Source organism: Geomonas agri, assembly GCF_020179605.1.
Lineage (GTDB): Bacteria > Desulfobacterota > Desulfuromonadia > Geobacterales > Geobacteraceae > Geomonas > Geomonas agri.
Genome location: NZ_JAINZO010000001.1, coordinates 80,819 through 105,521, shown reverse-complemented (window position 1 = coordinate 105,521; position 24,703 = coordinate 80,819). Strand labels below are relative to the sequence as shown.

Below are 24,703 nucleotides of genomic sequence, written 5' to 3'. Positions count from 1 at the left end.
ATTCTTCCCGAAAACAGCATAAGGCGGTACAGCCGCCGTACACGATGTCAGCAGGAGAATGTGGCAGGATGGAAAATTTCGTTTTGATCGGGGTCTTCGTCCTCTTGGGGATGCTCTTTCGTCGCCTTGAGGCCTTCCCCAAGGACTCGGCGCAGACCCTCAACATGTTCGCCCTCTACGTATCGCTGCCGGCGCTGATACTCCTCAAGGTGCCGCAGATCGTGTTGTCCCGGGAAATCGTGACCGCCGCGGTCGTGCCGTGGGGGATGCTGCTCCTCTCCATCGCATCGGTGCTCGCGGCGGCGCGCCTTTGGCGCTGGGACCGCGCCACGCGCGGGGTGCTGCTCCTAGTGGTGCCGCTGGGGAACACCTCATTCCTGGGTGTCCCCATGATCCAGGCCTTCTTCGGCGCGGCCGGGCTTCCCTACCTGATCATCTACGACCAGATCGGGACCATGATCATCATGGTCACCTATGGGTCCTTCATCCTCGCCCTCTACGGCAAGGATGGCTCGGTGCAGCTGTCAGCCATGGTGCGCAAGATGCTTTTCTTTCCGCCCAGCATCGCCCTCATGGTGGGAATTCTGGCCCGCGGCTGGGCCTACCCCGACAAACTCGCCCAGGTGCTGCACAACGTCTCCCTCACCCTGGTACCGGTGGTCATGACCGCGATCGGCATGCAGATGCGGCTCAGGCTGCCGCGCCGGGTGATCGGGCCGCTGAGCTTCGGGCTCGCCATGAAACTCCTGATCGCCCCGCTGTCGGCCCTGGCGGTCTGCCGCCTGGCCGGGCTCGCCGGCATGGTGGTTGACGTCTCGGTACTGGAGGCGGCCATGCCGCCCATGGTGACCGCCGGCGCCCTGGCGGTCGTCGCTGGCATGGAAGCGGATCTCGCCGTGGCCATGATCGGCATCGGCATCATCCTCTCCTTCGGCACCCTTCCCGCCATCTACTGGCTGACGCGCATGATCCCCTGACCACTTACCGCTGCCATAAAAAAACCGGAGCATCCTGAAAAGGAGCTCCGGTTTTTTGTTAGCCGCAACGGCAAGTCCGGGCTGCGCCCCGACTAGAACAGGTAGTACAGGGAGAAGCCGGCGCGGATGCCGTCAGCGGAACCGGCACGGAGGGCGTTGTCCTTGCTCCGGACATCGGTGGAGACCACGTAGGCAACGCTGGGCAGCACGTAGAAGTTGTGCGCCAGCTGAACGTAGCTCGAGACCTCGAAGTTGAAGTCCTCGTTGGCGGTGACGTCGCGGGTAGCGGTGTTGAAGTTGGCGTCCACCTTGGCGTCGAGAGTCACGGTGTGGTTCAGCTCCTTCTCGAAGCCCACCGAGACGGTATGGGTATCGTACTCATCGTGGTTCCTGATGGTGGCACGGTAGATGGCGTACGGGGTGTTGTGGTGCCCAAGGTTGGCGCTCGCCGCGATGAAGGGGCTCACGTTGGTGGTGCCAGTCCCCGCCTCGCCGGCGGTGTCGAATTTAAGTCCGAGACCAGCAACCACAGTGTACGGCGCCTCTTCACCACCAAGCAGGCGGTATTTCGCCTCGAGCGCCAAGTCGCCAAAACCATCAGTCTTGCCGTACTCGGGCTCGAAACCGTCGAGCTCAACTTTATCGCGCTCGCTGAAAATGTAGGGGACGGACGCGGACACTTCCAGGCCGTGACCGAGACCTACGCCCACGGAATAGAGCGACTCGGTGGCATTGACGGTGCGCTTCCCGGAATCACCGAGAATAGTTACGTCTCCTTTGAGGTGGGAATACTCGAACAGAGCCTGTGCCTCGACCTGCTTCTTGTCGAGGACGTCCGTTACCAGCAGTTTGTGCTCCGCATGTGCGTTGGCCGTTGTCATGAGTATCCCGCCCAGTACTGCCAAAACCATCTTTTTCATGTAGCTAGTCTCCTCCTGCATTGAAATTAATGCACCGACACTACCTGTATCTGGACGTTTGTCGGAGAACAGGGGTGAAGGGGCAAAATGTTTTAATACAACAGAAGCCCCTGTTATTACAACCCCAAACCACCCATTCCATTCCTTTCCCCGCCGGACCAAGACGCCCCCCTCCACGTCCAATGCACTAAACGGCGTTTATACGGTCCCGATTCAAGTGGGGTGCCTGATACAGACACTCCTCTCCTCTCCCGGCAGACTCCCCGTGTCGCGGGGATTGACAAAAAAGAAGGAAAATAATACATTGTTCTAGGTATCCGGACGCCACTGCGCCGGCAGTCGCCTCCGCGGGGAAGGTTCCCGAACAATTCCGTAAAGGAGTAGGACAATGGGTCTGGCAAAACAGTGCAAGTTTTTCGGTCACATCATCACCATCGACAAGGCGCTGTCGGTAAGGGACGGAGCGACGCCGCAGCACCGACACTCGCTTCTGTTCGAGTGCGATAAGTGCGGCAAGCCGGTGCGCCCCCGCGCCGCCGGAGACAAGCACGTCGCGCACTTCGTGCACGTCAAGGAAAACCCCGAGTGCCTCTATACGGAGCCGCCCAAGGAGTACTAGTCGGCAAGCACGCGGGCCGAGATTACTGCGGAGTCCATCCAGGAGCTCGAAAATCAGCTCAGCTATCCGTGCGGCTGGAAAGAAAACAGCTCCTGTGCTAGGATCGCCCGCATGACGGGTTTAAGCAAAACAGACGCTAAAAGGTGCCAGCAGCTGCTGCGTTTCATTGCCAGCGACCTGCTCGGGCCGGTTTCCGGCAGGATGCCCAAGTCGAGCATCGAGTCGCTGGAGAAAGCTTCATACCACACCAACGTGCAGCAGCACATCCTGGACATCGTCCCGGTGGCCCAGGCGTGCATCGTCAAGCACGAGGTCACCGCCAAACTCCCCCCATTCATACGAACCGAGGCCGTCTTCGGCAAAAAAAACCTGTACCTGCTGCATAACGCCACCGTCTCGCCCCACTCCGGCATGGCCTGGATCCGCAACAGGATCATCGAGGAGAGCGTGGGCTCCCTGCGCCGCATCATGGACTGGGGGGACGTGCTGCACGAACCTCTGCTGTCGGCAAGGGAACTGCGCGTCCCCGAACCGGTGGTCGTCTGCCATCCCGGCACCTACTACCATTGGCTCCTCGAGGTCCTGCCCAACGTCCTCTATGCCGTCGCCACATTCCCCGACGTGAAGATCGTGCTGCCGGAAAACCCTCCGCGCTACGTTATGGAGGGGTTGGCCACCGCGCTAGGTCCCGATGTGCAGCACAGCTTCCTGTTCTGCTCCGGGCCGATCCGGGTGGAGCGGCTGGTGGTGCCGCAGTATCACACCCAGCCTGAGTTCACCCCGCCCCAGGTGCTGGAGCTGTTGCGGTCGGCGGTAAAGGCCCAGGTGGTTCCGCAAGGGCACTCCAGCACTAGAGGGGACCGCACCGACGCCAGGATCTACGTGTCGCGGCAGAAAAGCAGGCGCCGCCTCGCTGGCGAGGCCGAACTCGAGGCGAGACTGCGGGAGAGAGGCTTCACCGTACTGCATTGCGAAGAACTTTCCTTCGCGGAACAGGTCCGCGCCTTCCACCAGGCGGAGGTCGTGGTGGGGTGCCACGGCGCCGGCCTCAGCAACCTCGCTTGGTGCGATTCCCCCTGCCGGGTGGTGGAGATCTTCCCGAGAAACTACATCCTCGACTGCTTCGCCTGGCTCAGCTTCAGCCACGGCCTTGATTACCGCCATGTCATCTGCGACACAGGACACAGGATTGACGAAGCGGCTATGTCCGCTGTTATCGCGGCAGTACAGTGAGAAAGCAGCAACGGCATCCCCCCGCTGTCCCCCCTTCGCAAAGGGGAGGACGTGGGGGCACGTCCAGCACTTGATAGTTTCCTTTCCGGTTAGTTCCTCCGCAATCCCCCCCCAATACCCCCTCCTCTCAATGTCGTTCCCGCGGCGTCCGAGCGATGGATTTATCTCGGCATGAACTTCATGATCTGTGCACTAGGTACTTGCCCTTCACACATTCCCATCTCTACAATGTGTATACACTTTGTCGTTTACGAAAAACTTGATGGCGATACTTTTTTCAGATATAAACGCCAGCGCGTAATGTAATACAAATATCTACCGTCAAATTATACACTTAAACCAATTAATCATTTCTACATTTCAACAAAAAACCGCACTGACAGCCGGGATATACCAACCAATACGAATATTGACATGGTTTCGACCAGTATTTCATGTTGTCGAAAGCAACAAGATAGTAAAATAAGGACGTCTTTGTGAAAGTAAGTATTGTAAAAAAGATCACATCCCTGATTATCATCATCGTCATCACGGCGGTGACCGTCACGACATATATATCTCTGACACAGATGAGGCAGGAGATGGTGCGCGTGGCAACGGCGTCGCAAGAGAGCAGGATCAACACCTTTTGGGAGCTTTTGAGACAGAAAGGGGAGCTGAAGATCGTCGGCAATCGCCTCATGGCCGGCGACTACGCCATCAATGGCAACAACGAACTCCCCGACAAGGTGGCCAAGATCTGCGGCGGGACCGCGACCATATTCATGAACGATGAGCGGGTGGCCACCAACGTCATCAAGGAGGATGGCAGCCGGGCGGTGGGGACCAAACTGCAAGGGCCGGCCTTCGACGCGGTGTTCCGCAAGGGAGAGTCCTACCGCGGCGTTGCCCCCATCCTCAATGTCCCCTATTTTACTGCCTATGATCCCATTCTTGACGAGGAGGGCCACGTCATCGGCGCGCTTTACGTTGGAGTGAAGACCGCCGACTTCCTGCAGTCCTTCGAGCATACCCGGACCGTGGTGATCTCCCTTGCCATCGGCTTTACCCTGCTGGCCAGTTGCATCGCGGCCTGGTTCACCAGAATGCTGCTCTTCCCGCTGGGCAAGGCGGTGTCCATAACGGAGGCCGTGGCGGAAGGGGACCTCACCGTGACCATCCCGGCGGGCGGGGGAGACGAGGCGGGCAAGCTGCTGGGGTCGCTGAAGACGATGGTCGCCGGGTTGTGCGGCATGATCAGCCGACTTGCCGGCTCGGCCGCCGCGCTACAAGGGATCTCCGGGCGGCTGGCATCGGAAGCGGTGCATGCCGTGGCAGCCGCCAAGCACCAGCAGGACAAGGTGACCGAGGCCTCGGCCTACGTGCGGACCATCGCCGACAAGGCGGAAGAGATCCAGAACGGGACCCAGCGGCTGGCCCAGGCGGCCTCCGAGTCTTCCTCGGCTATTCTGGAGATGACTGCCAGCACCGACGAGGTGGCATTGAACGCGGGGCGACTGACCAACCTGGTTGCCGAGGTGACCGCGGCCATGATGCAGAGCGCTTCCGCCACCAGCGAGATCGGCGAGCACACCGGGTCGCTGGTCTCCTCGTCGCTTTCCACCGCATCCTCGATCCTTGAGATGGAAGCGGCCACCAACAGCGTCAAGGGGAACGCGCTTTTGACCGCCGAGGTGGCCGAAGGGGTCGAGGCGGACGCACTGAAAGGGGTGGAGGCGATGCGGGCCATGCGCCAGGGAATGAGCGACATCCGCGCCTCCTCCGGCGTCACCAACCAAGTCATCGCGACGCTCACCTCCAGGACTCACGAGATCGGGGTCATCTCCTCGGTTATCGACGATATCGCCAAGAGGACCTCGCTGCTCGCCCTCAACGCCAGCATCATCGCGGCCCAGGCCGGCGCACACGGCAAGCCCTTCGGCGTTGTGGCCGAGGAGATCAAGATGCTCGCATCGAGCACTGCCAACTCCACCAACGAGATCGCCGCCCTGATCGCGGCGGTGCAGCTGGAGACCGAGCACGCGGTGAAGGCGATCAAGGAGGCAGATCAGCGCATCGCGGCGGGCGAGGAGCTGAGTTCACGTTCCAGCGCGGCGCTGGAAAAGATCGTCAGCGGCGTCTCCAGCGCCCGCAGCCATGTCGGCGGCATTGCGCTGGCCACCGCCGAGCAGGCCAAGGGGACCAGCCTGATCCGCGAGGCCATGGACCGGGTCACCCATATGACCGAGAAGATCGAAAGGGCCATCAGGGAACAGGCGGGAGCCAAGGAGGCGATCATGCTGGCAGCGGAGGAGATGAGGGAGCTGGCGACGCAGTTCCACAGCGCCACCCGCGAGCAGAGCAAGGTGGGACGCGCGATATCGGACTCGATCCTCGACGTGAGCGAGATGTCCAGGAAGATCGAAGCGGCCTGCGCGGTGCAGGCGCAGGAGAACCAGCAGATAGCGGCGGCGGTGGCCGAGATCCACTCCGATGCCGACCGCTGCCTACAGGCTGCGGCACAGTTGGAGGCCGGCGCCAGCGATCTCGCCAGCCAGGTGGACGTGCTGCAGCAGGGAGCGGGTGCATTCCGGCTCCAGGGCGAGACGGCGGCCCGCGGCTAAGGGTAAAAATCCAGACCTCAAGTGGTGAAGGAGAAAGAGCTGGCGAGTAGAAGGCGCCGGCTCTTTTTATGCCAGCTGCCGGACACTGTGGATTTCACAACGGCGCATGGCCTGTACTATGCTCTCGCCTCCCTGCCCCGAGCTTTAAGCCGTTGACAACAAGGGCCAACGGGCATAGATTCCCTTTGCCGAAGGCATCCCGCGCGACCTATCTTCGATCAAGAGAGAGACCCGATGAACCTTTTCACCATGACAGGCCGCACCCTAGCTGCGCTCGTCACGGCATCGCTTTTTACCGTCGCGCCGTCCCTTGCGGCCGGCGGCCATGCCGCATCCCCTGGACCGGCGGGACTGCACGAGATCTGCGCCCAGTCCAACGACGCGGTGCGGGAGTACGCCGGAGTGATCGAAAAGACACGGGCGGAGCAACCGGAGCTGGCCGAGGCGCTGCGCCTGTTCCCGAAGGGAGCGGATCTGCACAACCATCTCTCCGGCACGGTCCAGGCGGAAAAGTACCTGGCGATGGCAGGTGCCGACGGTGCCTGCTATGGGCCCGAGGGGACGACCGCGCAGTTGACCTTGGAGGCGGCGAACTCATCCGGCCGCTGCGGCGACGGCTTCAGGCCGATCTCAGCTGCTTCCGCGACGGAGCAGGAGCGGCTCCTGCAATCCCTGTCCATGTACCGCTTCGGCTATCCCGACACCCAGGCGGGACACGACCACTTCTTCGCCACCTTCGCCAGGTTCCGGGCAGTCTCCGACAACGCCTGCAACACTCCCCCCATGCTCGCGGAGGTGCTGAGGCAGTCCCAACAGGACGGCGTCTCCTACCTGGAGACCATGCTCTCGTTCCAGTCCTCGTCGGTGAGCGCGCTGGCCAGGCAACTGAGGCAGCAGTTCCCCGCGCAGGCGTCGTACCGGGACAACGGCCAGTTCCCCGCAATGCAGCGCTTCCTGCTCGATGCCGGACTTGCCGATGTGGTAGCCGCCGCGCGCACCGAAATCGCGCAGTACGTCAACAGGACCCGCACGCTGCTCAACTGCGGCGGTGCCGACGCCGAACCGGCCTGCGGCGTCGATTATGCCTTCGTGGCGACCGTGAACCGCACCTCCGTGCTGGCTGACGGCAGTCCTGATCTGGCCAAGGTATTCACCCAGGCCGCCTTCTCCATGCTGCTCTCCTCCTCCGAGGAGCGCGTGGTCGGCGTGAACCTCTTGAGCAAGGAGGACGCCCCGGTGTCGCTGGCCGCTTTCCGGGACCAGATGCGCATCTTCGGCTACTTCCACGAGACCTTCCCCAAGGTCAACATCGCCTTGCACGCCGGAGAACTCACCCCCTGTTTCGTGGGGAGGGACAACCCGGCACTGAAGGAGCACCTGACCGGCACACTCAAGGCGGGGGCGAAGCGGGTCGGCCACGGGGTCTCTTTCGCCTTTCTGAAGGACAAGGAGAAGTCGGAAGTGGCGGAGCTATTCAGGCGCAACAACGCGCTGGTCGAGATCATGTTCACCAGCAACGCCCAGATCCTCGGCATCGCCGGTACGGCGCATCCCTTCGCACAGTACCGGACTTACGGAGTCCCGGTTGCCTTCGCCAGCGACGACGAGGGGGTGTCCCACACGAACCTCACCGACGAATGGATCTATGGGGTCAGAAAATACGGCCTCACCCGTGATGACCTGCAGTACCTTGGGCGCAACAGCCTGCAGTACAGCTTCATGGCGGGGGCCCCGCTGTGGGCGGACGTGGCCAAGGGGAAGACGGTCGAGGCGTGCGCCGGAGAGGTGCCCGGTGCCACAGCGCCATCGCAGCGCTGTGCAAGCTTTCTGAAACAGAGTGCCAAGGCGGCGGCGCAGTGGAAGTACGAGGCGCGGCTGACGGAGTACTGGCGCAACTACGGGAAGTATTTCGGGAAGAGGTAGGGGGAAGCGAGCGAGGGGGCAACAGGCAAGGCAAATCCCCCCTGCCCCCCCTTTCGCAAGGGGGGGGACCTGTCGGTTCGCGCAGTGCTTCGTGGCCAAAGGCATCGCCACGTGCAACTCTCCCCCTGTCAACGGGGACTCCAGCTGTCAGCTGGCATTTTCATTGTCAGGGCAACGTTTGCCGGTGAGGTATTCCTCGCTCACGGGTGCTTCGATGAACATAAAGAAAGGGGACGCAGCGTGGGCTGCGTCCCCTTTTTGCGTTCAAGGTCGGCACCTTGGCTACATGAAGAGCATGAAGCCGTTGGCAAACTGGATCAGGCCGCAGATGCCAACGGCAAGACCCGCCAACCACACGATTTTCTTCTTCAAGAGCGCGGCAATGGAGGAAAGCAGGATGGCGATCTGCAGGAAGATGACGGCAAGCCCGAAGGGGCGGCCGTGACGCTGCGCGTCGTCCCTCTCCTTTTCCAGTTTCTTGGCATCGTCCTGGATCTTCGCCTTCTCCTGGTCATACTTGGCGATTTTTCCTTTCAGCGCCTGCACCCTGGCCTCCATGGCGGCGGCTACCTTCTGGTCGCCGGTTCGCAACAGCTCACGCTCCAGTTGCCCCTGCTCCGTCTCGGCCAGGGACTGCTTGATGCTCTTGGCCTGGTAAAAGGCCCACTGGTCCGAGGCCTGGTTCTGCACCAGGACGGACCTGGTCGAGAAGCCGCCCCCCTTGAAGGTGGCCAGCGTGGCGCACACGGCGAGGACCACGGTGGTGAGTGCGAGATAGTTGAGCCAGGGCTCCTTTTTTTCTTCTGCCATTGTCATACCTCCTGCTGGTAGTGTTTTGTGTCGTTACGGCGGCAGCTAGTGCTCATGCCGGTGATGCTGGTCGGGCCAGTGCACGTGGGAATGCGTGACCGGCCGGTGCACGTGAAAGTGGTCGTGGGTCTCCGCCTGCTCCCCTTCCGGGTGTTCATGATCGTGGTGCTCGTCGTGACGGTGCGGATGGGCGTGGGCCAGTTCCTCGTGGGTATGGCGATGGCCATGCACCTCCACGTAGAGGAGCAGGATCCCGGCCAGCATCAGCGCGGTGGCAACCCAGTAGGCGGCGGGGGGACGCTCACCCAGCAGCGCAACCGAGAGGAGCGTGCCGAAGAAGGGGCCGACCGCGAAAAAGGTGGCGGTACGGGCAGCGCCGATCTGGCGCAGGGCCTCTACGAAGAGGACCAGGCTGAGACCGTAGCTCATGGCGCCCACGCCGAGGGCTCCCGCGATCTGCCCAGGCGCCGCGGTGCCGGTGCTGAAGACGAGGGCCAGGATGATGGAGAAGAGCCCGGCGGCGAGCCCCTTCACCGACGCCAGCACCGTGGAGGAGATCTCGTCCACGTCGCGGGTCAGGTTGTTGTCGATGCCCCAGAAGACGCAGGCGACCACGACCAGGAGTCCCGAGAGCGAGAAGGAAAGCCCCCCTTGCGCCCTGAGGATGACGAGCCCGGCGCCGAACAGGATCAGAACCTTGCCGGTCCAGACGTAGGGGCCGATGTATTCCCTGAAGACGAGCCACGCAATCAGGGTGGTGGCGACGGTCTCCAGGTTGAGCAGCAGCGAGACCTCGGAGGCGGTGCCGTACTTGATCCCGAAGGCGAGGCAGAGCGGTGCGACGATGCCGCCGGCGATGACGGCGCCGACGAGTTTCAGCCGGTGCCCCGGGGAGAGCAGGCGCAGTTCGGCCAGGGAGCTCTTATGCTGGAACAGGAGCAGCAGCTGCAGCCCGAGCCCGGAGCCCAAATAGAGCAGCCCGGCGAGCAGGGCCGGCGACATATCGCCAATGAGCAGCTTGCAAAAGACCGGCGACACGCCGAAGAGCGCGGCGGAAAGCATGGCAAAAAGTTGTCCGGTGAAGACGGGCAGGCGGCACCTCCGGGAACGGTCGTCCCTTCTTGGGAGAAGAACAATAACCGAATCGGCGGGATTTTTCCAGAGCGTAGACGAAAGGAACAAAAGACTTAACGCAAAGACGCCGAGGCGCTAAGGCGCAAAGACTATAGGTGTAAACCTGAAGGATTTATTCCTCCGTTTTTCTTTGCAGCTCTGCGGTTTTGCGTTTCAATTCGTTTTTGGTAGGCAAAAACGCAAAGCCCCAGAGACAACACGAAACCGAACGCTCTAAATGTGCTACGCCCCTTAAAGGCACAGAGCCTCAAGGGGCAGGCACCTGGCGGAGCCGGTCTTCTTTTCCCCGAAAGCAAAAACCACGGACAAGCAGGGATGAAGGGGTAGAGGGGATGCGATTTTTTTTGATAGTGATGATCAGTATCTTTTGTTGTCATTTTTGTTATAATTAGGCATCGGCACCAGAGTTGCCTGTCACGCTTTGTCTGAGAGTAAGGGGGAGCACCATGAACATTTTCGATTGCGCCATAAAGATAGAGGAAGAAACAAAAGAGTACTACCAGGGACTGGAAGCCGAAGCCATGGAACCCGAGATGAAGGTGCTGTTCTCGATGCTTGCCGCTTCCGAAGAGGAACACCAAAGGAAACTGAGAAGACTCAGAAAGAGGATGACGGCGGCCCACCTCGATGGCCTGACCGTCAACGTCTGCAGGTTCAGACCGCTGCTCAGCCAGAAAGAACTGCTGGAGGAAACGGAACGGGACCCGAACCTGTACCGCTTCGCGGTATCCAACGAGGAACAGGACATCCGCTTCTACGAAGAACTGGCAACAGCAGCAACGGACGAGACCACACGCAAGTGTCTGCTCATACTGGCCGAGGAAGAACGGCGCCACCTGCAAAAGGTGACCAACATCTACTCTTTCGTGGAGACGCCGAAAACTTTCCTGGCCTGGAGCGAGTTCAGCAATAGGCAGGAGCTCTAGCAGCGCCTGCGCGAACAAAGAAGAAGCCCGCCGGCAACGGCGGGCTTTCTCTTTTCAACGGCAAACTCATTGGCCACGGGAAACATCTGAGTTCTTCTGGCCCAGATTTTCTCCGTGGCTAACGATTTACTCGGTTTCGGGTTTGGCGGGGTCGTAGGCGCTGTCGGGGTCGCACTCCGGACGGAGATAGCGCTCCAGCCCCTCGTAGAGACGGTCGGAGGTCAGCTTGATCGCCATCACCATGTCCATCTCCTCGACGATCCCCTGCTTGAGATAGCGCAGGTGCAGACCGTCCACCAGCCCCTTCAACTGCTGCGACAGGCAGTACGCCTCTTTCAGCATCACGTAGTTGCTCTCGGAAAGCTCCTGTAGCCGTTCATCGTTCAATCCGGATGTCATGGTCCCTCCCTGGGTGCGAGTCAGCGCCAAGCGATACAGTTGACCGGGCAGCTGTCTATGGCTTGTTGGATCTTCTCCCTGTCCGCGCCCCCTTGGCCGTGCACCTCGGAAACGCCGTCGGCGTTCAACCGGAACAGCCCCGGGAGGATGCTCACACAAAGCCCGCACCCTATGCAGACCTGCTGATCAACGTACACCTGGTTCGACATTGGCTCCCTCCGCATCCAAACTCGCAACCGATTAAAGATACACGAAGATCGGTAAATGTCGAACCCGCCCGGGGCGGGGCGGGAACAAAGAGATTACGCTGCGAAGGGGGCTGCGGTTCGTGGGGAATGGCGATACAGTGACGGGCTATTTCGGCTTGTAGGTGAAGCAGTCGGGATGCGACTCGTGCATGCCGACGTCGACGGCGGGAGCGGTGCACTCAAGGGACTGGTTGTAGCTGCAATTCTCCACCTTGCAGGCGCCGATGCCGCCCTGGACGTCGATGATCCCCCCCCTCTGGCTCCCCTGCATGAAGGTATCGCACTCGGGGCAGAGGTCGCCGGGTCCCCCCACCGTGATGGCGAGCGTGTGGCAGGAATTATGTTTATTGTAGGCGCACTGCGTAACGTTGCAGGAGTTGATCCTGACCATCTGCTTCTCTTCCATGTTCTGCCTCCTTTTAGGTAGCCCCCTTCGCACATTAGGAGGTTTTAACAGAACAGGTTTGATAGTCAAGCCGGCGTGGAGACTACCCGCAACATCCCCCGCCGTTGAGGCCGGGAAGCTTCTTCTCCCTGAGCCATTCGTGGATCATGCCGCTGGCGCACCCCACCCCGGCGTCCACTTTGAGCGCGGCGGCGGGGCAGTTGAGCGCACAGGCGCCGCACTCCATGCAGGCGTCACGGTCCACTATGACGGCCCGTTTCCCCTCCATGCAAAAGACCTGGTGCGGACATACCTCGACACACCTGCCGCAGCCGATGCACAGCGCCCCGTCCAGCTCCAGCGTGGCCACCCCTTCCAGATATCTGAATCCTTTCATACCTTCCCCTCAGGCCAGAAGGCGACCGGCTATGACGATGAACAGCGCGGCGACCACGGCTCCCCCCATGACCGGGAGTCCCAGGCGCATCTCCTTTTTCACCCCCGACTTGGACGTGTAGGTGGTGCAGCCAGTGAAATTGAGGGTGTAGAAGGAGGAGACCGCCGGCAGTGCCAGGAAACAGGCCAGCGTCGCCGCCCAAACCCACCCCGCGCCTCCAGCCCAGGCGTACAGAAGCGCAGAGTAGACGGCTCCGGCGCAGGCGCCCTTGACCGCGAAGCTCCGTCCCGGCAGCACCGGCAGCAAGAGCGGCCCGATCGCGATACCGGTGAAGACCGCGCCCAAAAGGGCCAGCGCCGCGGCGGCCGCGACATCGGCACCCCACAAAAGTCGCGCCGCGAGGTAGACCAGCGCCGTCGCCGGGAGCACCGGCCTGGCGGCCAGGACCAGCTCCACCGGGATCAGTACCAGGCGATCGTACCAGTTGAAGCGCAGTTCGCGCATGGCGGGCGTCGCCTCGCCGCGGTCGAGGTAGGCGGGAAGATCGGCGGCGCGCACCGTGGCGTAGGCGACCTCGAAGCCGCTTTTTTGCTTCACCCGGTGCGCCGAGACACCGGCCGCGCCCAGGATGGGGAGGATGAGGCGCCGGTGGCTCACCACGCCGGCAAGCCCGGTCGCTTCGATGCGGCGCACCAGTTCGCCGGTGCCGAAGGTCCCCTTCCCCGCCGCGCACCAGACGTTGATACCGTAGGTCTCCAGGACCAGGAGCCAGACGGTCCTCCCCGCGAGCGTCTGGCGCACGAGGTCGTAGCTCATCTTGTAGTTCGCGGTCACCACGACCGGCGCCTCGCTGTCGGGCACACCGATGGCGTAGAGGCCGGGAGGGACCATGAAGGTCATCCGGTTGATCCCCCAGCGCGCGAGGCAGGCGCCAGCGTGGTCCCTGAACGTGAGTTCGGTAGCGATCCGAGGCGCCCGTCCGGACAGCACCGGGACCCACTGTAGGAAACCGGGAACCTTTTCGCTGATTTCTCCGCCGCCCGCGGAGGTGGGGGGACCTCAGCAGGGAGGAGTCGCGGTGTCCCCCGCTACACCTGGCGCGCTGTTGCATGCGTTCTGCTTGACCGCGATTTTCTTGAACTGCCTGATCTCCATAGTCACCTCTTGCCCGTTGTCTCAGACACCTTCTCTCTATAGCGGTTTTCTGAGGTGCCGGTCAAGTTTATGTCCAGAAAAAAAGAAGGACGGTCCGGGCCGTCCTGGTCCCCATCGCCGACCTGGAGCAGAAGGTGCTCGCGGGCTGGCTGCTTTTTTATTGACCATGCGGCTAGGACCCGGACGATTCCATGCAGAAGATCGGGAGGTAGAGGGTGAAGGTGGTCCCCTTCCCCCACTGCGAGTCGAAGGTGACCATGCCGCCATGCCTGGTGACGATGGAGTGCACGGTGGCGAGTCCCAGCCCGGTTCCCAGTTCCGCCTTGGTGGTGAAATACGGGGTGAAGATGCTGGACTTGTGCTCGTCGCGGATGCCACACCCCTGGTCCCGGAAGGAAAGCTCCACGTAACAGCCGTGCAAGGGAGCCGGCAGCCGCTCCCGGTCGCTGGAGACCAGTCTCCCCCGCACGATGAGCTCCCCCCCCTCCGGCATGGCCTGCACCGCGTTGATGCAGATGCAGTTGAAGGCCTGGCGCATCTGCCCGTCGTCCACGAAGACCGGCGGGAGATCATCGGCGAGCTCGATGGCGGCACGAACCCGGGTCCCCATGGTGGAGGACTGCACCGCCTCCTCAACCAGCGCCGCGACCGGCACCCCCTTTCTCATTGGGGCGCCCCCATTGGCGAAGCACAGGAGCTGGTTGGCAAAACCGGCGGCGCGCTTGGTCGCCTTTTCCGCCTGCAGCAGCAGTTCGTGGGCGCCGTGGCCCGGGTCCAGGAACTTCTTGGCGAAGGAGATGTAGCCGAGTACCCCGGTCAGGGCGTTGTTGAAGTTGTGGGCGATGCCGCCGGCCAAGACGCCGATCGATTCCAGCTTCTGGTTGCGGACGATTTGCTGCTGCAAGAGTTCGCGCTCGGTCATGTCGATCATGAGGTCGACGATCCTGGTGCCGGAACGCTGGCTGCTGCAGTTGAGGTGGCGCGGCGACCCGTCCCGGCACTGGGCGCGCACCTCGTAGAAGGTGACCAGGTTTCCCTGTTCCCACGCCGCGATGGAGCCGCGCCGCTTTTCGAGGACCGCGGCGCGGTAGTCCGGATCGGGGCAGATGAGGGTAAACAGCGCGTCCAGATCGGGCGCCTCTTCGGCACCGTAGCCGAAGGTGTCCAGCATGAACGAGTTGAGGTACTCGATGTCGCCCTTTTCATCGGACCAGACGATGCCCAAGGGGAGCTGCTGCACCAGGTTCTTCAGCTCCTGGCGCGCCTGGGTCCTCTGCTCGATCTCCTTTTCCAGGTCCAGGTTGACGGAGACCAGCTGCTCCTTGGAGGCGATCTCGAAGTCCATGGCGGCCATGAGTTCCGCGTGCAGACGGCGGTTCTCCTCCTCGCGCTGCCTGAGCGACTCGGCCAGCTCGTTGAGCGACGCCGAGGCACGCCCCGGTTCGTCGTCGGAAACGATGTCGATGCGCGAGACGTAGTCCCCGCCGTGAACCTTTTCCATCCCGCGCATCAAGCTGTTGAAGGAGGCGGTCACGCGTCTCAGGATCACGTAGCAGGAAAGACTCACGAAGAGCCAGCAGACGGTGGCAAGGATCACGCTCAGGGCCGCCAGGCGGCGCCCATCCCGCCACAGATCGTCGGTGCCCCGGTACAGCCGCACCTCCCCCACCAGGTCTCCCGGGGTGCCATACTCGCCGACGAGGACCTCTTCCGGCGCAAGGCCTATGGGATGGCCGTGCACCTCGACCCGCTGACGGATCATGTCATCGGACGGGCCGGCAAAGGAGGCGGGGAGCCGGACCAGCACCTTGCCGCGGGCGCTGACGATTTCGACGCCCCGGATCTCGGGAAGGCGCAGGCTGTCGATGGCATGGGCTTCCAATAGCTCGATGCTTTCCGCGTACAGCGGCAGGCGCACCGAGTCAGCCAGGGCGTGCGCCTGCAGTTGCAGCATCTGCTCGGCATGGCTCTTGTTCTGGTGGATCTGGTACAGCACGAACAGCGTGCCGCAGACCACGGCTATCACCGCGGAGAAAAGGGTGAAGCGCAGGAGCAGCTTGAATTGAAAGCTGGAGCGGAAGGTGCAAAAGCGCTGGGGCAACGGCAACCTGTTCATGGAGGGCCCTTTCCGGGCTGGCCCCGTCAGTGCCCTTGGCCGGGTGGCGGACAGGAGTGCAATGACCGAGGTCGCGGTCGGCGTAGGATCAGGGGGCACTTGTCAGGCGGCAGGTGCGGAACCCGGATCAATTGACGCCATGCTTGTGTGACAAAAGGATATGAAACAGTAGAACTATTGCTTGCAGTGAGGATCCAGCAACAACACTGTAGACTACTAACCACAAAAGAGAGATCAAATAGTATTAATGGAAATTGCTTTGACAGCAACACATCAAGCTGATACGTATACCACCTCTTTTGAGTCAGTTTTTCCAGAAAAAGATGCAGCTGTCAACGTTCTTTTTTTGATGGGCAGGATATTTGACAGGTAAATTTCTCCGCAAATCTTTGCTCGCCTCACTGATGCTCCTGATCCCGCTGGCGCCCTTTAACGCCAGGGGAGAAGACGGGGACGAGGTGACCCGCTCGCTGGGCCTCTCCGAGGAACAGCCCGTCGGCGTCTCGCGCCTGCCCCGCCCCGCATCACTCATCGCTGAAAACGTCACCGTAGTCACCGCAGATGAAATCGCCCAACTGAACGCCCACACCGTGGCCGACGTGTTGCAGACCGTTCCCGGCGTGCAGATAGACCAGTTGCAGACCCCGGGCGGCATCGTGCTCTACGACATCCTCGGCACGACCAACCGGCAGATCCTGGTGCAGATCGACGGGGTGCCCCAGAACTTCGTCTCCTCGGACAACCTGGCCCACCTGGGCATGATCCCGGTCCAGATGATCGAGCGCATCGAGATCGTCAAGGGTGCGGCCTCGGCTGCCTGGGGCTCGGCGCTGGGCGGCGTCATCAACGTCGTCACCAAGTCACCGGTGGCTGACCGTAGCGCCGCCGGCCTCGCCTCCGCCTCCATCGGCAAGAGGGCGACCAGCGACCTGAGGGGCGAGGTAAGCGGCACCAGCGACCGGTTCGGCTATTACCTGACCGGGGGGACCATCCGCTCCGATGGGCTGGTCCCCGGCAACGACGTCGACTTCCGCCACGGCTTCGGCAAGATCACCTACGATTTCCTGGGAGGCGCCAAGGCCACCTTGGGCGTCGACGCCCGCTACACCGACGCCGGCACCATGAGCTCGACGCTCTTCGACATGTCCCAGACCGGCACGACGCACTACGTGGACGGCTACCTCGCCCTGCAGGTGCCGCTGGCCGAACGCGCCAGCCTCGAGGTCACCGGGCGCGGCGGCCTGCGCGACACGGTGGACCGCCGCAGCCTGCTCTCCCAAAGCCTCGTTGTCTTCAACGCCGAGGCGCGCGAAGTGCACCAGGGGTACACGGCCGCCCTGAACCTGGGTGACGCCCACCAGGGGGTGAAGGCGGGCGTGGAGTACGAGCGGATCGGGGTGACCCAGCAGGAACTGGTGCGGCACGCACCCGGCAGCGACGCCGACCTCACCCTCACCCGTTACTCCGCCTACGCCAACGGTACCTTCACCCTCGGCCGCTTTTCGCTGCTCCCGGGCGTGCGCGTCGACCACCTGAACCTGCTCGACGACGCCGTCAGCGCCACCCTGGGCGCCACCATGCGTATGGGCGAAAACACCCTCATGCGCGGCTATGCCGCAAGCGGCTACAGCCTCCCCATGATCAGCTTCTTCGGCTCCACCAACGGCGAGGTGCAGCACGAGCTGCAGCAGGTAACCACGGTACAGTGGGGCATGGAGAGCAACGCAGTCCCCTACCTCTGGCTCAAGGGGATGCTGTTTCACAACAACGTCTGGAACGTCCAGGAGTACGACTACCAGTCCGGTACGATGCGCAAGCAGCGCCAGCACCGCCACGGCGTCGACCTGGAGCTGCGCACCTCCCCCTGGCACGGCTTCGCGCTCACCGGCGCCTACACCTTCACCGACGCGAGAAACAGCAACACCGGCGCCGAACTCGACAGCAACCAAAGGGGCCCCCGCCACGCCGCCAAGGGATCGCTCAGCTACAACAACGCCGCAGCCGGCCTCACCTGCGTCCTGACCGGCAACTACACCAACTGGGACCTCGATACCCCCGGCGCGCACTCGGTGGCGACCCTTGTCGACCTGCACGTGAACCAGAAGCTGTTGCCGTCCCATGACTACTCGCCGGAACTGTTCTTCTCGCTGCGCAACATCTTCGACACCAAGCTGTACGAGTACGACTTCCGCCAGGCTGCGCCGCGCTGGTTCGAATTCGGGGGGAGGTTCCGCTTCTGATGCGCCCCCTGTTCCTGTGCATACTGCTGGTCGCCTGTGCCGTTGCTGCCCCGGCGCTGGCCTCGGACCTCCTGATCCTGCAGTCGAGCCGCAGCCCGGTCTACTCCGAGGCCCTGCGCGGTCTGCGCGCCGCGGCGAGGACCAACGAGCAGCCCCTGGTACTCTCCGACTACGCCGAAGTGGACGTGCAGCGCCTGGTCCGGGAGGAGCGCCCGCGGCTGGTGGTCGCCGTCGGGGACCAGGCCCTGAGCGCCTGTCGCAAGATCAGGGAGGTGCCGGTGGTATCCATGCTCTCCCTGTCGCTGTCGCAAAAGCCCCAGTCGGACCGGGTCGGCGGGATCGCCATGGTGGCGCCCCCCGAGCGCTACCTGGAGGTGTTCAGCCACCTGGGTGCCAAGCGGGTCGGGGTCCTCTACGACCCGAAGCTGTCGGGACTCTACCTGAAGCGGGCCGCCGCCGATGCGGCCGACTATGGCATCACCCTGACCATGGAACCGGTGCGCCACTCGCGCGACCTGCAGGGGAAACTGGAGAAGCTCAAGGGAGAGGTGGACCTCTTGTGGCTGTTGCCGGACAGCACCGTGGTGACCACGGTCAACATGGAGGCGCTGCTGCTGTTTTCCATGACCCAGGGCATCCCCACCGTCACATTCACCGGCCAGTACTTGAGAGACGGCGCGGCCGCCTCCCTTGACGTCGACCCCTACGACATCGGGGTGCAGACTGGCGAGCTGGTCTCCTCCCTGTTACGCAACGGCACCTACCAGAAAATCCCGGTGCTCGACCCCCGCAAGGTCCGGCTCCAGGTGAACGACAGCGTGCTGCGCAAACTGCGCCTGAGGTTGCCGTAACCCGTTGCAGCCACTCCAGCGGCACCCGCTGCTTCTTACCGCAACCGCTCCAGCATAACGCCGCCACGGGTGCACACGGCGTGACAACAACACCCACGAAAATAAAAGAGGCCAGCCGTCTACCGGCTGGCCTCTTCCTGTTACTACTGCATATCCGTCCCGCTTAGGCGAGCACCTCGTCCACCGGGGTGTACTCGAGCCCGAACGCTTCGGCGACGCCGCGGTAGGTAACCTGCCCCAGCGCGATGTTGATCCCCTCCCTGACACCGGGATTGTTGCGCGCCACGTCGTGCCAGCCGCGGTCCGCCAGCGCCACCGCATAGGGGAGCGTGGCGTTGGTGAGCGCCGCCGTCGAGGTAAGCGGCACCGCGCCCGGCATGTTGGCCACGCAGTAGTGCAGCACTCCCTCCTCGATGTAGGTCGGCTCGCGGTGCGTTGTCGGGCGTGAGGTCTCGAAGCAGCCACCCTGATCGATGGCGACGTCCACCAGCACCGCACCCGGTTTCATGGTTTTCAGCATGTCGCGGGTGACCAGCTTGGGGGCCTTGGCGCCGTGCACGAGCACCGCCCCGATCACCACGTCCGCCTCCTTGACGAGCTCGCGGATGGTGGCCGGCGACGACATCACCGGGAAGCAGTTCTTGGGCATCACCTCGGAGAGGTGGCGCAGGCGCTCCAGGCTCATGTCCAACAGGTATACCTTGGCCCCCATGCCGCACGCCATCTGCGCCGCGTGGGTGCCGACGACGCCGCCGCCGATGACCACCACGGTGGCAGGCGCCACCCCCGGGACCCCGCCCAGGAGGATGCCGCGCCCGCCCTGGGCCCGCTCGGCGTACTTGGCCGCCTGCTGCGCCGCCATGCGGCCGGCGACCTCGCTCATCGGGGTCAGAAGCGGCAGCGAGTTACCCGGGCCGGTAATGGTCTCGTAGGCGACCGCAACGGCCTTGCTCTTGATGAAGGCGCGGGTCAGCCCCTCGGCTGCGGCGAAGTGGAAGTAGGTGAAGACGATCTGCCCCTCGCGGATCAGGTCGTACTCGCTGGGCTGCGGTTCCTTGACGTGCATGACCATGTCGCTGCGGCGGTAGATCTCCGCGGGCGTGGCCACGATCTCGGCGCCGGCCTTGAGGTAGGCCTCGTCCGCGAAGCCGCTGCCGGCGCCAGCGCCGGCCTCCACCAGCAGGGTGTGCCCGTGACTCACCATGACCTCCACCCCCGCCGGGGTCATGCTGACGCGATTTTCCTCTACCTTGATTTCCCTGAGAATCCCGACGATCATCTTAGTTTCCTTTCCTTTTTTTGGTCAGTTGCAAGCTGTTCACCCAGCCGCGGCCGGAGTTCCGGCACCTGTAGGAAAGCATACCAAAAAAGGGCCCGTTTTTCCTTGCGAATCACGGGCGAAGAGGGTACTTTTTCGCAGAATATTTCAAGGATAAGGAGGCAGGATGAAGGATCTTGCGCCAGGAGCCGTAGACAAGATTGATCGGGCCATTCTGACCGAGCTGCAAAGGGACGGCAGGCTCTCCAACGTGCAACTGGCCGAACTGGTCGGCCTTTCAGAATCGGCCTGTCTGCGCCGGGTGCGCCATCTGGAGCAAAGCGGCATCATCGATCGCTATGTGATGCTGGTGGACCAGGGGGCGATTGGCAAGCCGGGCAACGTCTTCGTGCGCGTCACCCTGGACGGTCAGCAGCGGGAAAAGCTGTCCAGCTTCGAGGTGGCGATCACCACCGTGCCCGAGGTGATGGAGTGCTACCTCATGTCCGGCGACGTTGACTACCTGCTGCGAGTGATCGTCAAGGACACCGACGACTACCTGCGCCTGCACAACAAGCTGACCGGCCTCCCCGGCGTGTTGCGGGTGCAGTCCTCCTTCGCCCTGCGCACCGTGGTGAGCAAGACCTCCCTGCCCCTATAGCTAGCCCCGCTCCGGCCATCGTCACCGCCGTCGCCGGGAGCAACATTCTATGCACGGTGCCCTAACCATGGCGGTCACCAATCCGGCGCAGGACATCACCACCAGCAAGAGCAGCATCGTGTTGACCGGTGGCGTCGCCGACACCGCCGGCAACGCCACCGTCGCGGTAAAAATGAGCGGCCGCACCTACAAGCCCAGGGTCGACAGCACCGGTGTCTTTAAGCAGCAGCTCAGGTTCCTGAAAAGCGGAGTGTACGTGATCACCGTGACCGCGACCGACGCGGCCGGCAACAGCAGCACTGTCACCCGCAACGTGATCTACCGTAAGGCGACCATCAGCGAACTCGGCTTCAAGCGCAAGGAACGCTACAACGACTAACGCGGGGCATTGGCCCGGCATGAAAAAAAGCCACCTCCGTAAGGAGGTGGCCCACTTGCCACCGCCTCTCTCCGAGGCGGGGTTGTTGCTTCCCATCATTGTTCACTTGTCATTTGCTCACCACAGCCAGATTCACTGCTTGTATTGCTCTAGCGCGCTGGACAACATAACCACTGCCCAGTCCACCTCACAATCACCATCCCCTTACCTTGTGTACATTACCGTCTTGATCCCTCAGTCGGCCATATCCATCATTGTCTATTGTTCCACGAAGAGTATTGCCTTCGTAGTCCCTAACTCGTGTGTAACCATCCGAGTTATCTCTATACCCGCGGTATGTATTCATGCTGCCGGAGTCTCGAACTGTGACAGAAGAAGAGCCGTACCTGCTTCCATAACTGCTGCCAATTCCGTAACTACTTCCGTAACCACTCCCGTAGCTGCCACTGTGATCGCCCGCTGTAGCAATACCTACCTGTAGCAGCGTGAACGCCAATATTACCAAGATCTTTTTCATAATTCCCCCTTTGGGTGCATAGTCTCTTCCCGCTGGTATCCGGATACCTCCATTAGGGAATACAAAATACAGGCCAAAAATTAGCAAAATGTAATCAAATGAATTTGTGTACTTGAGCCGAAGAGCTGCGTATAGTGAACTTTTTCTGAACAGAAGGAACCAATTTTTGAGCACCACCACTCTGACACGATTTTTGCCTGGGGGAGAACCTATGATAACTACGGCAGATTGCCTGGTGAAGCCCCACAGATAGCAGAGGCAACAAAGGAAGATCCGATGTATACGTCCGTGGCAATGACATTAGGCGAGATGGAGAAATGCTCCGGGACTGCTGACATCCCTGTTCTTATTATATTTTTAGGTGTTGAATGACAGGATGAACTTGGTGGGCTGCTAGGTAGGGGAAAAGCCTTCCTGCTCTGTATGAGTTTTGATGGAGGTCCTTGCCTCCACCTAAGTCATTGCCTGCGGGCTGAATAACAAAAAAGCCAGTTAGCTGTTTCAGCTAACTGGCCTTGATTGATTGGTTGCGGGGACAGGATTTGAACCTGTGACCTTCGGGTTATGAGAGCCTCGGCTACACCTCACCCCTCATCATTTCGGACACTTAGCCATTCACTCTACATGGTCCTTGTAACACTATCTTCTTATATCTGCGTCAACCTTGCGTCAGCGGAACCATGATATGTCTCTAGTATAGCTGCTGCATGTGCGAGCTTTTCCGACAGAGGCTGCTAACCTTTATCAATCAGTTCAACTAACTTCTCGCTCGCCAATCCTGATGTGTTTGGGAATAGTGCCTTTAATAAACGCAATACGGGTCTGTACTCTTTGATAATTTTCTTTTCATTCACTCCAACATCGATTTTATTTTGAATTTTATTTGAAGCATAAGATATAAGATCTGATAATGAACTGTAATAAAGTGCCTTCTTGGTGAAAAAATGAGGGTGTTTACAAATAGATATGTATTTATCAGGCCTTCTCTCGATGAGTTGACTTATACCAGAATGCAATTTTGAAAACAGTTTATCTGCTGGTTTGATAAACGACCTATTGTCTAAACTGTATTCTTGCTCCATGTAGATATGAATGATGCTGTTATTTGGTATGGCATTCACCAGTCTATCCATATTATTCCAAAATAACATGAAAAATATTTCTTCCCTTGTTGCCTTACTACACCTAAACACCTCTAATAATTCTTTATCTGTTTTAGAAATAGACAAGCATGTCATATGTGGGTTTCTTACTATTTCTAAGTAGTCAGCAAGAAAATCAGGTAGTTTGTGTTTTAAGATTTTGCTTCTACCAAATAATTCAGTAAAGTGAATATTGACGAGACCGTATTTATTTATCAAAGCTTCCAGCTTGCGCTCAACACTCGGCAGCTCCACCTTAACATTTTGATATGGTAGAACCACCATGCCAGATGAAAAATGCCCCTTAAATTCTGATTCGTCAGCTACAACTGAGATTATATCTCCCCCTCCTGCAACTACTGGCCTTATATAATCGTTTGAGCCAAAACCAGTTATCTTACTAAGTGATTGTGATATAGAAGAAGTATCAAGACTTTTATCATCGTTATTAAGAAGGCGATAGTACTTGTGTGTCACCTCCGACCTCCTTTTACAGAATTAACGTAAATACACAGCAAGAGACCAGCTAATGGTGACTGGTCCCTTGCCTATAACCGCAGAATACTATTCAAGCATCTTAGCAGCATGGGCTAACTTATGCGGAGACAAATGAGCATACCGCTCCGTGACCTGAATGCTGCTATGGCCAAGCCATTCCTTGACAACATAAAGGTCTACACCCTTGTTAACTAGCCTGGTAGCACAAGTGTGTCGAAGAGCATGTAACACGAACTCGTTATCCCTTTCAAGCGCCATCTCTTTGCGTACCCATGCCCACGCCTTACCTGCCTGATAGATGGTAACCGTAAAAGGCTTCTTCTTATTACTCTTCTGTCGCTCCAGTAGAATCCCGCGCACCCTGGAGGTCATCGGAATGCTCCTCGGTCGGTCACCTTTGTTGATCCAGATAGAGATCAGGTTCGTGTCGAAGTTGACATCATCATACTGGAGGTTCAGTACCTCGCTTAACCTGCATCCCGTATCAAGAAGGATTTCAACTAGATCGGCTACTTGAGGGTAGAAATGTCTCCTGCTGCAATGATCCGTCTCGCGTAACAGCTTGATAGCCTTATCTTCCTCCTGCTTGGACAGTACGCGGATACGCCCCTTCGGTTGTTTCTTCAGGTGAATGAAATCCCACTCCTGCCTCTTATACCGGAGGATGGTCTTCAGCACCTCAAGGTAACGGTTCACAGTAGCAGACTTGACCTTGGTGACTTCCAACTTGTAGATGATCGTCCTGACAACATCCTCGTTAATTGAACCGACTTGTACATCACCGATCAGCTCGATTAGCCTAAGCGCTCTGGTGCGGGACTGCTTACCGTCCTTGTTGTTCTTCCAACGAGTCTGGTAGACCTGCTCAATAGCCTCCGATAACGGTGTACGTGCTGCTATCTCCTGCGGTGTCAGACTAGCCTGTTCCATCAGTTTCTGACGTTCCATTGCTTCAGCATGCTTAGCTTCCTTCTTGGTAAACTTACCAGTGCTCTTGAACACACGGACACCGTTAACGGTAAAGTTCATGTAGAACACACCTTTAGCTCCACGTTTGTAGACTGACATTGTAATACCTCCTGTGGTTTGGACACAAAAATAGGAGCTGGTTAGCTCCTTAGTTGACTGCTACTTGGACTAGTGGGATTAATGAGTGACAGACCTGGCTAATAGGCTTCCAAATTTGATTTCTGACGGGAATTTAGACTTAGGGACAGGTGAGGATATGGGTTTAACTAGTGGGATTAATAGAGGCTTAGTTTGAAAGAATGTTACTAGTGGTAAAATAAGAGGGCTGCCAAGGGGGGGGATT

The 24,703-nt window shown here is 60.1% G+C and carries 23 protein-coding genes; 10 read left to right on the top strand and 13 right to left on the bottom strand.

The window, feature by feature from the left end; translation table 11 throughout:
- The first annotated feature begins 68 nt into the window (after positions 1-68).
- Positions 69-977: an AEC family transporter gene (locus K7R21_RS00495; RefSeq protein ID WP_224981242.1), complete on the top strand. Its 909-nt coding sequence runs from the start codon at positions 69-71 to the stop codon at positions 975-977.
- A 92-nt stretch (positions 978-1,069) separates the two neighbouring features.
- On the opposite strand, the gene K7R21_RS00490 is transcribed toward K7R21_RS00495, so the two are convergent.
- Positions 1,070-1,897, bottom strand: coding sequence for a transporter (locus tag K7R21_RS00490; protein ID WP_224981241.1), 828 nt, complete (start codon positions 1,895-1,897; stop codon positions 1,070-1,072).
- 388 nt (positions 1,898-2,285) lie between these two features.
- Between K7R21_RS00490 and K7R21_RS00485 the strand changes: the two genes are divergently transcribed.
- The 4 genes from K7R21_RS00485 to K7R21_RS00470 all read left to right on the top strand — a co-directional run bounded on the left by K7R21_RS00485 (position 2,286) and on the right by K7R21_RS00470 (position 8,275).
- Complete coding sequence (locus tag K7R21_RS00485) at positions 2,286-2,516, top strand: hypothetical protein (RefSeq protein WP_224981240.1); 231 nt, start codon at positions 2,286-2,288, stop codon at positions 2,514-2,516.
- A gap of 111 nt (positions 2,517-2,627) precedes the next feature.
- Entirely contained in the window at positions 2,628-3,749 is a 1,122-nt protein-coding gene (locus tag K7R21_RS00480) for a glycosyltransferase family 61 protein (RefSeq protein WP_224981239.1), read from the top strand.
- Positions 3,750-4,225: 476 nt separating this feature from the next.
- The gene (locus K7R21_RS00475; protein ID WP_224981237.1) at positions 4,226-6,352 is read left to right on the top strand and encodes a methyl-accepting chemotaxis protein; all 2,127 of its coding nucleotides are present in this window, start codon (positions 4,226-4,228) and stop codon (positions 6,350-6,352) included.
- A 234-nt stretch (positions 6,353-6,586) separates the two neighbouring features.
- Positions 6,587-8,275, top strand: coding sequence for an amidohydrolase family protein (locus tag K7R21_RS00470; protein ID WP_224981235.1), 1,689 nt, complete (start codon positions 6,587-6,589; stop codon positions 8,273-8,275).
- A 282-nt stretch (positions 8,276-8,557) separates the two neighbouring features.
- On the opposite strand, the gene K7R21_RS00465 is transcribed toward K7R21_RS00470, so the two are convergent.
- Both K7R21_RS00465 and K7R21_RS00460 read right to left on the bottom strand, forming a co-directional pair.
- Entirely contained in the window at positions 8,558-9,085 is a 528-nt protein-coding gene (locus K7R21_RS00465) for a DUF4337 domain-containing protein (RefSeq protein WP_224981233.1), read from the bottom strand.
- 45 nt (positions 9,086-9,130) lie between these two features.
- Entirely contained in the window at positions 9,131-10,177 is a 1,047-nt protein-coding gene (locus K7R21_RS00460; RefSeq protein WP_224983390.1) for a DMT family transporter, read from the bottom strand.
- A gap of 488 nt (positions 10,178-10,665) precedes the next feature.
- Between K7R21_RS00460 and K7R21_RS00455 the strand changes: the two genes are divergently transcribed.
- Positions 10,666-11,145, top strand: coding sequence for a ferritin-like domain-containing protein (locus tag K7R21_RS00455; RefSeq protein WP_224981230.1), 480 nt, complete (start codon positions 10,666-10,668; stop codon positions 11,143-11,145).
- 126 nt (positions 11,146-11,271) lie between these two features.
- Here K7R21_RS00455 and K7R21_RS00450 read toward each other — a convergent pair whose 3' ends face one another.
- From K7R21_RS00450 to K7R21_RS00425, 6 genes are all read right to left on the bottom strand, one after another.
- Complete coding sequence (locus tag K7R21_RS00450) at positions 11,272-11,544, bottom strand: hypothetical protein (RefSeq protein WP_224981228.1); 273 nt, start codon at positions 11,542-11,544, stop codon at positions 11,272-11,274.
- A gap of 20 nt (positions 11,545-11,564) precedes the next feature.
- On the bottom strand, positions 11,565-11,753 hold the full coding sequence (locus K7R21_RS00445) for a ferredoxin (protein WP_224981227.1): 189 nt from the start codon (positions 11,751-11,753) through the stop codon (positions 11,565-11,567).
- Between the two features lie 145 nt (positions 11,754-11,898).
- Complete coding sequence (locus K7R21_RS00440) at positions 11,899-12,198, bottom strand: DUF1540 domain-containing protein (protein WP_224981225.1); 300 nt, start codon at positions 12,196-12,198, stop codon at positions 11,899-11,901.
- 82 nt (positions 12,199-12,280) lie between these two features.
- Entirely contained in the window at positions 12,281-12,574 is a 294-nt protein-coding gene (hgcB, locus tag K7R21_RS00435) for a mercury methylation ferredoxin HgcB (RefSeq protein WP_224981223.1), read from the bottom strand.
- Between the two features lie 9 nt (positions 12,575-12,583).
- Entirely contained in the window at positions 12,584-13,729 is a 1,146-nt protein-coding gene (hgcA, locus tag K7R21_RS00430) for a mercury methylation corrinoid protein HgcA (RefSeq protein WP_263630503.1), read from the bottom strand.
- Between the two features lie 172 nt (positions 13,730-13,901).
- Positions 13,902-15,845, bottom strand: coding sequence for an ATP-binding protein (locus K7R21_RS00425; protein WP_224981220.1), 1,944 nt, complete (start codon positions 15,843-15,845; stop codon positions 13,902-13,904).
- Positions 15,846-16,207: 362 nt separating this feature from the next.
- On the opposite strand from K7R21_RS00425, the gene K7R21_RS00420 reads away from it, so the two are divergent.
- The gene (locus K7R21_RS00420; protein WP_224981219.1) at positions 16,208-18,085 is read left to right on the top strand and encodes a TonB-dependent receptor plug domain-containing protein; all 1,878 of its coding nucleotides are present in this window, start codon (positions 16,208-16,210) and stop codon (positions 18,083-18,085) included.
- Positions 18,085-18,936 carry an ABC transporter substrate-binding protein gene (locus K7R21_RS00415; RefSeq protein WP_224981218.1) on the top strand — a complete coding sequence of 284 codons (852 nt, stop codon included), beginning with the start codon at positions 18,085-18,087 and terminating at the stop codon, positions 18,934-18,936. Before K7R21_RS00420 ends, K7R21_RS00415 begins: the two co-directional genes overlap by 1 nt.
- A 163-nt stretch (positions 18,937-19,099) precedes the next feature.
- Here K7R21_RS00415 and ald read toward each other — a convergent pair whose 3' ends face one another.
- The gene (gene ald / locus K7R21_RS00410; protein WP_224981217.1) at positions 19,100-20,215 is read right to left on the bottom strand and encodes an alanine dehydrogenase; all 1,116 of its coding nucleotides are present in this window, start codon (positions 20,213-20,215) and stop codon (positions 19,100-19,102) included.
- A 166-nt stretch (positions 20,216-20,381) separates the two neighbouring features.
- Between ald and K7R21_RS00405 the strand changes: the two genes are divergently transcribed.
- Both K7R21_RS00405 and K7R21_RS00400 read left to right on the top strand, forming a co-directional pair.
- Positions 20,382-20,855, top strand: coding sequence for an Lrp/AsnC family transcriptional regulator (locus K7R21_RS00405; protein WP_224981215.1), 474 nt, complete (start codon positions 20,382-20,384; stop codon positions 20,853-20,855).
- 49 nt (positions 20,856-20,904) lie between these two features.
- Positions 20,905-21,234 carry an Ig-like domain-containing protein gene (locus K7R21_RS00400; RefSeq protein WP_224981214.1) on the top strand — a complete coding sequence of 110 codons (330 nt, stop codon included), beginning with the start codon at positions 20,905-20,907 and terminating at the stop codon, positions 21,232-21,234.
- Between the two features lie 193 nt (positions 21,235-21,427).
- Here the strand turns inward: K7R21_RS00400 and K7R21_RS00395 are convergent, their stop codons facing one another.
- The 3 genes from K7R21_RS00395 to K7R21_RS00385 all read right to left on the bottom strand — a co-directional run bounded on the left by K7R21_RS00395 (position 21,428) and on the right by K7R21_RS00385 (position 24,459).
- Positions 21,428-21,751: a hypothetical protein gene (locus K7R21_RS00395; RefSeq protein WP_224981211.1), complete on the bottom strand. Its 324-nt coding sequence runs from the start codon at positions 21,749-21,751 to the stop codon at positions 21,428-21,430.
- A 734-nt stretch (positions 21,752-22,485) separates the two neighbouring features.
- Positions 22,486-23,370, bottom strand: a complete 885-nt coding sequence (locus K7R21_RS00390) for a PIN domain-containing protein (RefSeq protein WP_224981209.1) — start codon at positions 23,368-23,370, stop codon at positions 22,486-22,488.
- Positions 23,371-23,457: 87 nt separating this feature from the next.
- The gene (locus K7R21_RS00385; RefSeq protein ID WP_224981207.1) at positions 23,458-24,459 is read right to left on the bottom strand and encodes a tyrosine-type recombinase/integrase; all 1,002 of its coding nucleotides are present in this window, start codon (positions 24,457-24,459) and stop codon (positions 23,458-23,460) included.
- Positions 24,460-24,703 lie beyond the last annotated feature (244 nt).

Coding starts and splice junctions, on each gene's coding strand:
- K7R21_RS00495 (WP_224981242.1), top strand. CDS start 69: ATGGAAAATTTCGTTTTGATCGGGGTCTTCGTCCTCTTGGGGATGCTC.
- K7R21_RS00485 (WP_224981240.1), top strand. CDS start 2,286: ATGGGTCTGGCAAAACAGTGCAAGTTTTTCGGTCACATCATCACCATC.
- K7R21_RS00425 (WP_224981220.1), bottom strand. CDS start 15,845: ATGAACAGGTTGCCGTTGCCCCAGCGCTTTTGCACCTTCCGCTCCAGC.
- ald (WP_224981217.1), bottom strand. CDS start 20,215: ATGATCGTCGGGATTCTCAGGGAAATCAAGGTAGAGGAAAATCGCGTC.
- K7R21_RS00470 (WP_224981235.1), top strand. CDS start 6,587: ATGAACCTTTTCACCATGACAGGCCGCACCCTAGCTGCGCTCGTCACG.
- K7R21_RS00395 (WP_224981211.1), bottom strand. CDS start 21,751: ATGAAAAAGATCTTGGTAATATTGGCGTTCACGCTGCTACAGGTAGGT.
- K7R21_RS00385 (WP_224981207.1), bottom strand. CDS start 24,459: ATGTCAGTCTACAAACGTGGAGCTAAAGGTGTGTTCTACATGAACTTT.
- K7R21_RS00450 (WP_224981228.1), bottom strand. CDS start 11,544: ATGACATCCGGATTGAACGATGAACGGCTACAGGAGCTTTCCGAGAGC.
- K7R21_RS00440 (WP_224981225.1), bottom strand. CDS start 12,198: ATGGAAGAGAAGCAGATGGTCAGGATCAACTCCTGCAACGTTACGCAG.
- K7R21_RS00400 (WP_224981214.1), top strand. CDS start 20,905: ATGCACGGTGCCCTAACCATGGCGGTCACCAATCCGGCGCAGGACATC.
- K7R21_RS00490 (WP_224981241.1), bottom strand. CDS start 1,897: ATGAAAAAGATGGTTTTGGCAGTACTGGGCGGGATACTCATGACAACG.
- K7R21_RS00480 (WP_224981239.1), top strand. CDS start 2,628: ATGACGGGTTTAAGCAAAACAGACGCTAAAAGGTGCCAGCAGCTGCTG.
- K7R21_RS00455 (WP_224981230.1), top strand. CDS start 10,666: ATGAACATTTTCGATTGCGCCATAAAGATAGAGGAAGAAACAAAAGAG.
- K7R21_RS00415 (WP_224981218.1), top strand. CDS start 18,085: ATGCGCCCCCTGTTCCTGTGCATACTGCTGGTCGCCTGTGCCGTTGCT.
- K7R21_RS00445 (WP_224981227.1), bottom strand. CDS start 11,753: ATGTCGAACCAGGTGTACGTTGATCAGCAGGTCTGCATAGGGTGCGGG.
- K7R21_RS00405 (WP_224981215.1), top strand. CDS start 20,382: ATGAAGGATCTTGCGCCAGGAGCCGTAGACAAGATTGATCGGGCCATT.
- K7R21_RS00465 (WP_224981233.1), bottom strand. CDS start 9,085: ATGGCAGAAGAAAAAAAGGAGCCCTGGCTCAACTATCTCGCACTCACC.
- hgcB (WP_224981223.1), bottom strand. CDS start 12,574: ATGAAAGGATTCAGATATCTGGAAGGGGTGGCCACGCTGGAGCTGGAC.